The following is a 13,328-nucleotide window of genomic DNA, read 5'->3' as shown; positions in this document are numbered from 1 at the left end:
AAGTAAAGTTAGGCGGAGGAACCAAGCGAATTGAAAAATTACACGCTGAAGGTAAAATGACAGCTCGTGAACGAATTGCTTATTTGTTAGATGAAAAATCAAAAAGTATTGAAATTGGTGCATTTGTAGGTGATGGAATGTACAAAGAACACGGTGGTTGCCCTTCTGGGGGTGTAGTGGTGAAAATAGGCTTTATTTCGGGCAAACAATGTATTGTAGTGGCTAATGATGCAACAGTTAAAGCTGGTGCCTGGTTTCCAATAACTGGAAAAAAGAACCTTCGAGCACAAGAAATTGCTATGGAAAATCGCTTACCAATTATTTATTTAGTTGATTCTGCAGGTGTTTATTTACCATTGCAGGATGAAATTTTCCCCGATAAAGAACATTTTGGTCGGATTTTTAGAAATAATGCCATCATGAGCAGTATGGGAATTACACAAATAGCCGCTGTAATGGGAAGTTGTGTGGCTGGTGGTGCATATTTACCAATTATGAGCGATGAAGCCATGATTGTAGATAAAACAGGAAGTATTTTCTTAGCCGGAAGTTATTTAGTGAAAGCTGCTATTGGCGAAACAGTTGATAATGAAACTCTTGGCGGAGCAACAACACATTGCGAAATTTCAGGTGTGACGGATTATAAAGCTAAAGATGATAAAGATGCATTAGATCGAATTAAAAGTATTGTCGGAAAAATTGGTGCTTTTGATAAAGCAGGATATAATCGTGTTAAAGCCGAAAAACCAGCTTTAGAACCAAAAGATATTTATGGAATTCTACCAATATCAAGAGCAGATCAATATGATATGTATGAAATCATCAAACGATTGGTTGATAATTCAGAATTTGATGAATACAAAGGCGATTATGGAAAAACCTTAATTACCGCTTATGCAAGAATCGATGGTTGGGCTGTTGGAATTGTTGCCAACCAACGCAAAGTTGTAAAAAACGCGAAGGGTGAAATGCAATTTGGAGGCGCTATTTATTCCGATTCAGCTGATAAAGCCACGCGTTTTATTGCAAATTGTAATCAGAAGAAAATTCCATTAGTATTTGTGCAAGATGTTACCGGTTTCATGGTGGGTTCAAAATCTGAACATGGAGGAATTATAAAAGATGGTGCAAAAATGGTAAATGCAATGGCAAATTCGGTAGTACCAAAATTTACAGTTATTATTGGAAATTCATACGGAGCAGGAAATTATGCCATGTGTGGAAAAGCCTATGATCCAAGATTAATCTTTGCTTGGCCAAGTGCAGAATTAGCCGTTATGGGTGGTACTCAAGCTGCAAAAGTATTGGCTCAAATTGAAGCTTCTTCCTTAAAAGCAAAAGGTGAAGTTATAGATGAAGTTAAAGAAAAACAACTTTTTGATCAAATTAAAGCACGTTATGACGAACAAGTTTCTCCTTATTACGCAGCTGCACGATTATGGACAGACGCTATAATTGATCCATTAGAAACTAGAACTTGGATTTCTATGGGAATTGAAGCCGCTAACCACGCTCCTATTGAGAAGCAATTTAACTTGGGTGTGATTCAGGTTTAATTTAATAATGCAAAATAACGTTTTCCAGTCTTTCAAAATCAATATTTCAGGTATTTCATTGCCCGAAAAATTCACGTTTCCTTTTTATTATGAACCGCATGAGTTAAGCATCATTGCAGCTAACGAATTACAAGGGTATTTAGAAACACAAACTGATTTTGAACATAATTTTGGATTGAACGAACATCAGGAAGGTTTGGCGATTGGTAAAATGTTTGGCGTTTTAGTGTGTCAAAATCAAGAGGGAGAATTAGGCTATTTATGGGCGTTTTCAGGAAAATTAGCTGGTGAAAATCACCATTCTTATTTTGTTCCAACGATTTTTGATATGTTGCAAGAAAACGGTTTTTTTAGAAAAGAAGAAGAAGTATTAAATGCAATAAATCGTCAAATTGAAATTTTAGAACATTCAGACGAATTACAAAACAAGAATATTCAATTAGAAACTACAAAAAACGAAGCCATTTCAGATATTCAAAATCAGAAAGATACAATCAAAAAACTTAAGATCGAACGCGATGAAAAACGTAATTCATTTGAAAATTTATCTTCAGCTGAAATTGAACTTTTAGCAACAACACTTTCAGAAGAAAGCAAAAAAGAAAGCATTTTGCTCAAGAAAATGACAAAATATTGGAATTTTCAACTTGAAAATGTACAAAATGAATTCAATTTACTTTTAAACGAGATTAACCAACTAAAAGATGAACGCAAACAAAAATCGGGCGCTTTACAACAAAAATTATTTGCAGAATATTCGTTTTTAAATCAATTTGGCGAACGGAAAAGCATTGGAGAAATCTTCAATAATAATCCACCAGCTGGTGCCGGAGAATGCGCTGCACCTAAATTATTGCATTACGCTTTCGAACATAAATTGAAACCAATTGCGATAGCTGAATTTTGGTGGGGACAATCGCCAAAATCGGAAATTAGAAAACACAAACAATTTTATCCAGCTTGTAAAAGTAAATGCGAGCCTATATTACTTTCGCACATGCTGAAAGGTCTAGAAATGGAAGCAAATCCGTTTCAAGAAAATCCAGCGGAAGGAAAAGATATTGAAATTGTTTATGAAGATGAAGTTTTAGCGATAATAAATAAACCCGCCGAATTTTTATCGGTTCCGGGAAAAATTATTAGTGATTCGGTTTATCAAAGAGTAAAAGAATTATATCCAAAGGCTACTGGTCCATTAATAGTACATCGTTTAGACATGTCAACTTCGGGATTAATGTTAATTGCTAAAGATGAAGAAACCTATGTAAAATTACAAAGTCAGTTTATAAAACGAACCATTAAAAAACGCTATGTAGCTTTATTAGATGGTATTTTAGATGAAAAAGCAGGTTATATTGATTTACCGCTTCGGGTTGATTTAGATGACCGACCAAGACAATTGGTGTGCTATGAACACGGAAAACAAGCACAAACGAAATGGGAAGTAATTGAAATTAAGGATAATAAAACGCGCGTTTATTTTTATCCGATAACGGGAAGAACACACCAACTTAGGGTTCATTCCTCTCATGAACTCGGTTTAAAAACGCCTATTGTTGGAGATGATCTTTATGGTTTAAAAAACGAACGATTATTTTTACATGCGGAACAAATTACATTTTTGCATCCAATATCTAAGGAAGAAATCACTATTCAAAAAAATGCGCCCTTTTGATAAACTTATACCTTATCGGCGTAAAAGATTATTTTTTCTTCTAAATCTTTGAAGGTAAATGGTTTTCTGATGTATGCTTTAACCCCAAGACTTAAACCATATTCTTCGTCTTTTTGCTCTACTTTTGCCGTTAATAAAACCACCGGAACATTTGAATAATTTGAATTTTTATGTTGTTCAACAAATCCGTAACCATCTAGTTCAGGCATCATTACATCGCAAATAATGATATTTGGCTGAAATTCAACCACTTTTGTTAATCCTTCAATTCCATCTTTTGCTAAACACACATGATATCCTGTATACGATAACATTTCTGCAATGGTTTCTCTTAAATTAACCTCATCATCAATAATTAAAACTTTTGTCATATAATTAATTTTTATACAATGGAAATCTTAATGTAACTTTTGTTCCTTTACCGAGTTCACTTTCAAGATAAACCCTACCTGAATTTTTCTTTGTAAACATTTTAATGATATATAAACCTAATCCTGTTCCTTGAATACCGTTTGAATTACTAGCTCTATAAAAGGTATTAAATAACTTAGATTGCTCTTCTTTTGGTATTCCAATTCCATTATCAATTACATCAATTTGAACAAAATTATCAACTATAAATAAGTTTAACTGAACATTGCCACATCCTTCAGAATATTTGAATGCGTTGCTTAAAACATTAAAAAGCGTATATTTTATTAAATTAATATCTGCAAAAATTTCAACCTTATTACTTTTAAATAAAACATCTACATTTCGATTATCTTTTTGATTATTAAAGCTGGTTTCAATAACTTCTTTGCATATTTCATTTAAATTACAAACAATAGGATTATAACTTGTTTTGCCTGCATCATCTTTTGAGATGGTCAATACAGCATCCATTAATTCAACAATACGATCTATTTCTGCAGTAATTGTTTTAACGCGTTTTTCTATTTGAGGTGCTTCATTGAATTTACTATTTTGCAAATACATAGTAATAAGTTCGGCACTTGTTCTAATTGTGGTCATAGGTGTTCTGAACTCATGCGATATCGTAGACACTAAGTTTGTTCGCAATTCATTCAATTGACGTTCTTGAAGTAAGGTATCTTCAATGATTTGTTCTGCTTTTTTTCGTTGGGTGATATCTCTTGTACTCGACTGAAAACTAACAGGAATTTTATTTTCATATACCAAAGAAGCATTGGTTTCAAACCAAATATATTCTCCTTTACTATTTCTCAATCGAACTTGTTCAGAAAATAGTTCTTTATCTTTTACTATAGAACCAATTCGTTTTTTAAATTTTTTTAAATCTTCTGGATGAACATAATTTTCAGGAAATTTTCCAATCAATTCTTCTGGGTCATATCCTAATAACGTTTGAATTGAAGGTGAAACATACTTAAAAGTGGCATCTAAATTGTGCAAGCAAACTAAATCAATTGTATTATCTGCAAGCAATCGATACCAATTTTTTGCCTCAATTAATTGCAAGGCTTTATTTCGATTTTTTTCTTCAATTAATAATCGATTTTCCTCTTCCATTCGTTTTCGCTCAGAAATATCAATTATTTGAGCTACATAATGTTGTATTTCGCCCAAACTATTCTTAACCGCTGAAACTGATAAATGAACCCATACTAATGATTTATTTTTATGAATATACCTTTTCTCCATATTGAAACTTGGTATTTCACCATTTAGCATTTGATTTTTAAAAGCTAAATCAGCTGCTAAGTCTTCTTTATAAGTGATATCAATAAAGGTAAGCTGCTTGAATTCTTCACGTGTATAACCTAAAATTTCACACATTCTATCATTAACCTCAATCCATTTATTTTCATAATTTACTAATGCCATTCCTAAAGAGGAATGATTGAAGGCTCCTTTGAAACGCTCTTCACTTTGCAACAACTCATCTTTCAATAATTTTTCCTGAGTAATATCCTGCATCGCACCAATCATTCTAATGGCTTCACCCTTGTCATCTCTAATTATAATTGCTTTATCACTCACATAAGCATAAGTACCGCAAGCTTTTAGGTATCTGTATTCATGTGCCCATTTTGAGTTACCATTTTCAATTGCTACATCTATTGAATCTTCATATTGCTGCTTATCGTCTGGATGAACTAAACCTTCACAAAATGGACCAGGTAAAATATTGTTTTCAAATTGATAACCAAATAACAATGAATAACTTTCACCTACAAATATCTCATTGGTAATTATATTCCAATCCCACAAAGCATCAGAAGTAGCTTCACTGGCATAAATGAAACGTTCGTTATTTATTTTCAATGTATCTTCAGAAAATAAGTCGAACTTTTCCTCTTGTGATTTTATTATTCTGTGTAGCGCCTTATTCTGATAAAATAAATTAGCAAGGGTTTCAATTTGCAACTTACCAAACTCTATTAATTTTATTTTTTCTTCAGTAAGTATTTGGTTTTCATATCCTAAAAAATATACGATTCCAGAATAATTGCTATCATTTGAATGTAATGGAATTTCTGATAGTATATAAACTGTAGTAAACGAATCAATTTTTATTGATTCTACATTAGTAGAAATACTTTTTTTGTTGATGGTTTTATGATGTGATTTTAAATAATCTGAAATTAAATCAAAATTAAAATCACCAAGTGTAATTTGAGTCGAATGATTATCAAATTGAAGTGATGCATAAGCAAGTACTATTCCGCATTGCCCCATTATGAACTTTAATGAAGCTTCAATTGATGATTTGAAATGGATTAAATCAACATCTTCTGTTGTAAAATTGCATTTTTGATTTTGATGCATAGGGTAAATTTAACACTTAATACTACAAAAGTAGTTAAAAAGTAGGGATGCAATATACTATATTATTTTAAAACATATAAATTTATCTTATCGGGGAATCACATTGAGAGCTATTCATTCAATCCTAATAATAGTAACTGAGCAGTTGATTCATTAGTAGCCAAAGGTATATTGTGCACATCACATATTCTGATAAGCATATTAATATCGGCTTCATGTGGATGACTAGAATTTGGATCTTTAAAAAACAAGACCATTTTAGTTTTACCCTCCGCAACACGAGCTGCAATTTGAGCATCGCCACCTAATGGTCCAGAGAGCATTTTTTTAACTTTAAATCCTGCTGCTTCTGCCTTGCTACCAGTAGTTCCAGTAGCTATAATTTTTATTTTCTCGTTTAATAATATCTCTTTATTCTTATTTAAGAACTGAACCATGTCGGCCTTTTTTCCATCGTGTGCTATGATTGCAATTTCCATAGTAATTTAATTTAGTACAAAGATACTAAATAAAAAAATTCCAAAACATTTTACGTGCTTTGGGAATATTTGATAACCATTTGTATTTATTTATTTAAAATGTGGTAAGCAATTAGTCCGTCAATAGGTCTTCTTAAAACATTTCCTATGGTAATACCTCTTTTTACTAACACAGCCGTCAATTCATCTTTTAAATAAAAAGCAATTGAACCCACAAAATGTACAGGAACCTCTTTGCAATTTTCAAATTGTTCTACATAATTTTCAACAAAATCTTCCATTTCTAATTGGATGTATTTTTTACAAAAATCAGTGTCTTTATGTTTAATTAAAAACTTAGCAAAAGTAGCTAAATAGGCATTGGGATTTGGTTCTTTATATAAATTATGCTTAATATAATCGGCATCAACATTATATTCTTCATGAAATTCTTGCGCTAAGTCTTTCGGCATTTTATTAAAATAGTAACCTCTCAATAAATGACGCCCAAAGCGATTTCCTGAACAATCATCCATAGCTATGTAACCAAGAGATTGTACTTTTTGATGTAATATTTTTCCATCATAATAACTGCAATTTGAACCTGTGCCTAATATACATACAATAGCTTCGGTATCTTTTGGTGTTGTAGCATAAACAGCAGCATAGGTGTCTTCATGCACAACCACTGTTGCGTTTTTAAAATAGTTTTGAAATACTTCGGTTAGGAAATTTTTCATTCGATCGGTTCCACAACCAGCTCCATAAAAAAACAAATGTGTTGCTTTGTCTTTGTTATGCTTAATATCAAATTTATCATCTAGGCGATGAATGATTTCGTCTTTATTTAAGACTTCTGGATTTAATCCTAATGATTGTGTAGTAAATAATACTTTTCCGTTATCATCAATAGCAATCCAATCTGCTTTTGTAGATCCACTGTCAACTAATAATTTCATGGTTTTTAGAATATAGAGTATAGAGCATAGAGAATAGATTTTTGAGTTCTATTCTCTACTCAAATATTTATTTTATTTTTATTTTATAGCATTGATATGTACTGCCAAATCGATTAATTTAGAAGAATATCCGTATTCGTTATCGTACCAAGAAACCAATTTAAAGAAAGTTGAATTTAAACCAATTCCAGCATTTGCATCTACAATAGAAGTACGAGTATCTGAAACGAAATCTTGAGATACTACTAAATCTTCTGTATATCCTAAAATACCTTTCATAGAAGTTTCTGAAGCGTGTTTCAATACACTCATAATTTCCGCGTAAGTAGTTTCTTTAGCTAATTTAACTGTTAAATCTACCACAGAAACATCAACCGTTGGCACACGCATAGACATTCCTGTTAATTTTCCATTTAAATCTGGAATCACTTGTCCTACTGCTTTTGCAGCACCTGTTGAAGATGGAATAATATTTACTGAAGCCGCACGACCACCTCTCCAATCTTTTCTTGAAGGACCGTCTGCTACCATTTGAGTGGAAGTAGATGCATGAACTGTTGTCATTAATCCTTCAACAATTTCGAAATTATCGTGAATTACTTTTGCTAAAGGAGCTAAACAATTGGTAGTACATGACGCATTAGAAACTACAGTATCTGCAACAGTTGCTTTTTCATGATTTACACCCATTACAAACATTGGCGCGTCTGCTGAAGGTGCTGAAATAATTACTTTTTTTGCACCACCTACTATATGAGCATTTGCTGTTTCTTTAGTTGTAAAAAAACCAGTACATTCTGCTACTACATCAGCGTTTACTCCTGATTCATCCCATTTAATTTGAGCTGGATCTCTTTCTGCAGTTACACGAATATATTTATCGTTAACGTATAATTTTCCGTCTTTAACTTCTACTTTTCCAGCAAAACGTCCGTGAACAGAATCATATTTTAATAAATAGGCCAAATGATCTACATCTAATAAATCGTTAATGGCTACAACTTCTACATTTTCTCTGTTGTATGTTTCTCTAAAAACAATTCTTCCAATTCTACCAAATCCGTTAATTCCTATTTTTACTGTTGACATGTTCTTTTATATATTTGATTCCTTTTGGAATCCTTTAGTTAATTGAGTTGAAAGGCACTCTTTACTCTTTACTTTTTACTTTTTACTTTCTTTACGATGACACAATATCTGAAACTTTTACAAGTTCTAAATCTATTTCACTTTGTCCTTTGATGGCTTGTTCTAATGGTGTTAGACAAATTTTGTCGTATTGTATTCCAACCATATAATTAGATTTACCTTCTAATAAACTTTCAACTGCTTTTACTCCTAATCTAGAAGCTAAAACCCTATCAAAACAAGAAGGTGATCCTCCTCTTTGCATATGTCCGAGCACCGAAACACGTACGTCATATTCTGGCATGTTTTCTTCTATATAATCTTTAAGTTCAAAAACGTTTTTACCTATTTTATCCCCTTCAGAAACCACTACAATACTTGATGTTTTTCCTGATTCTTTACTTTTTTTCAAAGAATCTACCAATCTGTCTAAACCAAAAGCTTCTTCTGGAATTAAAATTTCCTCTGCTCCTGCTCCTATCCCTGCGTTTAACGCAATGTGTCCGGCATCTCTTCCCATTACTTCTACAAAGAATAAACGATTATGAGAATTGGCTGTATCACGAATTTTATCAATACAATCCACAACTGTATTCAATGCGGTATCATATCCTAAAGTATGACTGGTTCCAAAAATATCATTATCAATTGTACCTGGAATTCCAATTACAGAAAAACCAAATTCTTCATTAAACTTTTCAGCACCTGTAAACGTTCCATCTCCACCAATAACAACAAGTGAATCTACTCCATTGGCTTTTAAATTATTGTATGCTTTTTTTCTACCTTCAACAGTCATAAAGTCTTTTGAACGCGCTGTTTTTAAAATAGTTCCACCTTTATTGATAATGTTTTTCACATCTCGGGGTCCCATAGGTTTAAAATCGCCTTCAATCATCCCTTGATAACCGCGGTAGATTCCAACACACTCAATATTATAATAAGCACAAGCACGAACAACAGCTCTAATAGCTGCATTCATTCCCGGCGAATCTCCGCCTGAAGTTAAAACTCCAATTTTTTTAATAGCTGTTGACATATTTTTTACGGTATTATTTGTAAAATTAATAAAGGAATTTACAAAACGAAGATTATTTTGCTAACTATTTAATTATAGTGGCAAATTCAAACGTTTTCGTTAATAACTTTTTATTTCTTATGCTAAAAATTAAAGAATTAGTCAATTTCGGGAACTTTATTAATTACTTCTTTAGCACCTTCTGATTTTTTATCTTTTCGATCGTTTATGTAGTCTAAAAATTCTGTTGGTATGTCTTCGGAATCAGGAATTTCGTTGCTTGAATTCGTTGTCTTTTTGATTAAAGTCTTTTTGGTAAAAATCTTACGAATCATTTCTTTAAAAGTATTGAACTCAACATTATAAGTAAGTCCTAATCCTTGGGTATAACCGATTCCTTCTCCAATATAATTGATGTTATTTTCTCTATTAAACACATGAGCACTAAGTGTACCATCTTCATTTAATTGCATTTGAATTTCTACATTACCCACAACCACTGATTCAGTTAATCCCCCGACTGGCACCCCAACTTTTCCATTGATTGAAATTCTGTCATTAATACGAGTACTAAGGGTAACACCAACTCTATCAGAAATTTCAGTTAACCTGTCTCCTTGAGAATAATCAAACCCTAATTGTAATTTACTATCTTCATCTGCAAACAAACCATTTATCAACGAACCTGCTCGTTCAAAAAGTGGCCCATATGCAGCATTACCAGCAGTTTCAGCAGTTACAAACGAACCAGTAGAAAGTAGTGCAAAAGCTTGAGTTTGTCTGGCATCTTTGTCTTGTAATTTATACTCAATTTCGCTTTTTAAAACGGAACTCACCGTTGGGAAATTGATGTTAAAATCGGGTTGCGGATTACTTAAATTTCCATTCAATAAAATTGAAACATTAGTATCAACTTTTCTGTTAAAGGAAGCGCTCTCTAACAAAACAGCAGGATTTGCAGTAGTCTTGTAGGTTGCTTCTAGATCTAAAACTGCATTCATTGGTTCGCCATCCCATCGAATGGTACCACCTTTTTCAACATTAAACTTTTTATCAATTAAACCGCCATATTTAAAATTATATTGTCCTTCTTGTACAATAAAATCACCATTCATTTGAAATTTACCTAAGGTATTTATTTCCATAAACATAGACCCTACACCTCTTCCTTTCATGGCGTGACCTGATTCTTTGTTAAGTATAATTTCAATTTCAGCATTTTGATCAATATCAAAACGCAAAGCCAATTCAATTCCTTGATATTTATTTTTCTCGATTACTTTTCCTGTTTTAATTTTTTGAAATTCGGCTTTAGTCATGAATTTGATAAATGAATTATCACCTAATTCCTCGTCATCATTCACAGGAATTTTAATAGTAGTGCCCTTTTCAGACTTACCAGTAACTTCAATGTTTAAAGCATTAACCGCTCCTGTTATACTTGCAGAACCATTCATAAATGCAGTTCCGTAATAATACGCTCCATCAGAATCAGGTGTGTCTAATGCTAAAATATTATTTGAATTTAAATGCAAATCTAATTGCCAATTGTCTAATGCTTCATGACGAATCGTTCCATCTAAGATTCCTTTAGTTTTGTATTTAGTGTCTGTTACTTCTATCTTTCGCAAACTAAATTGATGTTCTGTGATGTCGACAATTGCATTTTTTTCAAAAGCATAATCAACATTTAAGTAAGGAACACGCATTCCTGCATCATTTAAATACAAACGACCATCTATTTCAGGCTTTGTTAAAGCACCTGCAATAGTGGCTCTTCCGTTTGCTGAACCACGAACATCAGATAAAACACTTCCTAATAAAGGTCCGAATGGCGCTAAATCAAATTCATTAAATCCGGCATCCAATTCTAAACTTGATTGATCTCCAACAAAATTCACAATTCCGTTTAGGAAAAAACGATCTGCTCCATTTTTTGTAATCGCAGAATTAACCTTAAATTGATTAAATTTATCATTTCCATCAATGTTAAAATCAAGATTTCCAATAAGTATTTTATTTATTCCTAAACTGTCAATAGTAATACTGGATTGAGGATCATAGTTGTTTTTATCTTGTTTATATTTGATATTACCGTTTATTTTTCCGCTAAAAGAAAGACTATCGATATTAGGAGTAACTTTTTTTAAATCAACATCATTAAATGTCAGTTGAAAGTCTTTATAGGTTGAATCTCGCATGGTGCCAAAAAAATCCATTTTTTGATCATTGTGCGAAAGACTTATTTTTTGAAAATCAAAATTGTTCAAAAATTTATCGAAAATTATTTTATTATCATTTGTTTCATTTTCATTGATAAACCAAGTATACTCTTTGAATTTTATCTCTGACTTTTTAAAACCTAAAATCGATTGTTTATCCTGATTAATAGTGTGATATAAATTTATATCAAATTTATCTAGACTTTGATCACCTCCTTTAAATTCAGAGCGAACAAATAATGTGTCATTAAGAGTCACGTTAATTAAGTTAAAATCGGCAATTTTATAATTTTTATTTTTAATGGTATCTACCGAGATAAACGTATTATAAATTGGGTTTTTATTATCAATATCTATTTTTATATTTTTAATTTGATTCTCGTAAGCAATAATTGTGGGAGAAATAAAATCTAATTCAAATTTTCCAGCATCTGCATTAATTTGCCCTTTAAATCTGGTATTTTCGGAAATAGAAACATCTGGAATAAAAACTTCAACAATCTTATCATATAGTTTAAAATCAAAGGATAAGAATTGATTTTTGGCTAATTTATTGGGCGAATAATTAGCATACAAACTTCCTAATGCATTCTCCACTATTTTTTGAACTTCTTTAACCTTATATTTTCCAATAATTTGGCCACTCATAATATCAGGAGAATTCATTGTGATCGTTCTAACCTTATCTTGATCAAAGGAAGAAGTGATATCAAAATCTTCAAATAAATACGAATTTTTACTATTTTGATAAGAAATATCGTGTATTTTTAAAGCTCCAGTCAAATCGTCAACTGATCCTCCAAATGCTTTAAAATCTATTTTACCTCTAAAAATCGAGGTAGTATCTTTCTTATAAAAATTTAATAAATATAAATCCGCATAATCAATTTGCGCTTTAAAATCATAATTATTAGCACTTTTACTTAAATCTACAACACCATCAAAATCCATTTTTAAATTAGCATCATTACTATTGAAATAGCCTTTAAAACATGGCATTTTCATGCTACCATCAACAGTTATCGATTGGTAATTATAGCCATTGAAATACAACTTATCTATAGTTCCTTTCAGCTTTGTGTTGAGCAGTTTTTGAGTGAAACCACTTCCATCAATTTCTAAATTAAGTGTTGTTCTACCCAATGTTTTTTCATTAAGAAGTGAGCCTAAATCAAAATTTGCCAGTTGAATCGTACCCTGATAAGCTGCTTTATCAATTTCGTCAATATTTTGCATTGAAAAATTGCTCTCTAACTCTCCTAACTTTGAAAGTAAATAAACGTCTGCATTGATGTATTTTTGTGTCAATTCTATGGCTCCAGCCAAATTTATTTTTCCAAATTTCGAAAGCATTGTTGGTAAATTTTTACCTAATACTCTTGGCAATACTCGAACAACTTGATTGTAATCAGTAGCTATTCTATCAAAATTTCCTTTCATATAAAAGGTTTGATTTCCTTTTCCAAAAAGATTTTTAAAATTTACCGACCCGATAATTTCAGATTGATTTTTGTCTGCT

General features: G+C 31.7%; 9 protein-coding genes. 2 read left to right on the top strand and 7 right to left on the bottom strand.

Features of this window, described 5'->3' with window-relative positions; translation table 11 throughout:
- On the top strand, positions 1–1,556 hold a 1,556-nt coding region (locus ACIQZC_RS05295), incomplete at its 5' end, for an acyl-CoA carboxylase subunit beta (protein WP_396138196.1).
- Positions 1,557–1,563: 7 nt separating this feature from the next.
- The gene (locus ACIQZC_RS05290) at positions 1,564–3,231 is read left to right on the top strand and encodes a pseudouridine synthase (protein WP_396138195.1); all 1,668 of its coding nucleotides are present in this window, start codon (positions 1,564–1,566) and stop codon (positions 3,229–3,231) included.
- Positions 3,232–3,236: 5 nt separating this feature from the next.
- Here ACIQZC_RS05290 and ACIQZC_RS05285 read toward each other — a convergent pair whose 3' ends face one another.
- The 7 genes from ACIQZC_RS05285 to ACIQZC_RS05255 all read right to left on the bottom strand — a co-directional run.
- Entirely contained in the window at positions 3,237–3,602 is a 366-nt protein-coding gene (locus ACIQZC_RS05285) for a response regulator (RefSeq protein ID WP_396138194.1), read from the bottom strand.
- Positions 3,603–3,606: 4 nt separating this feature from the next.
- Positions 3,607–6,024: a PAS domain S-box protein gene (locus tag ACIQZC_RS05280; protein WP_396138193.1), complete on the bottom strand. Its 2,418-nt coding sequence runs from the start codon at positions 6,022–6,024 to the stop codon at positions 3,607–3,609.
- A 110-nt stretch (positions 6,025–6,134) separates the two neighbouring features.
- Complete coding sequence (locus ACIQZC_RS05275) at positions 6,135–6,503, bottom strand: methylglyoxal synthase (RefSeq protein ID WP_396138192.1); 369 nt, start codon at positions 6,501–6,503, stop codon at positions 6,135–6,137.
- 86 nt (positions 6,504–6,589) lie between these two features.
- Positions 6,590–7,441: an N-acetylglucosamine kinase gene (locus tag ACIQZC_RS05270; RefSeq protein ID WP_396138191.1), complete on the bottom strand. Its 852-nt coding sequence runs from the start codon at positions 7,439–7,441 to the stop codon at positions 6,590–6,592.
- A gap of 78 nt (positions 7,442–7,519) precedes the next feature.
- Positions 7,520–8,530, bottom strand: coding sequence for a type I glyceraldehyde-3-phosphate dehydrogenase (gene gap / locus ACIQZC_RS05265; RefSeq protein ID WP_396138190.1), 1,011 nt, complete (start codon positions 8,528–8,530; stop codon positions 7,520–7,522).
- Positions 8,531–8,621: 91 nt separating this feature from the next.
- Positions 8,622–9,608, bottom strand: a complete 987-nt coding sequence (gene pfkA, locus ACIQZC_RS05260; protein WP_396138189.1) for a 6-phosphofructokinase — start codon at positions 9,606–9,608, stop codon at positions 8,622–8,624.
- Between the two features lie 137 nt (positions 9,609–9,745).
- Positions 9,746–13,328 (bottom strand): translocation/assembly module TamB domain-containing protein (locus ACIQZC_RS05255; RefSeq protein ID WP_396138188.1); only part of this gene is annotated, 3,583 nt, incomplete at its 5' end.

Origin of the sequence: Flavobacterium sp., from assembly GCF_044338735.1 — a bacterium.
Taxonomy (GTDB): Bacteria; Bacteroidota; Bacteroidia; order Flavobacteriales; family Flavobacteriaceae; genus Flavobacterium.
This window is presented reverse-complemented; position numbering and strand designations above follow the sequence as displayed.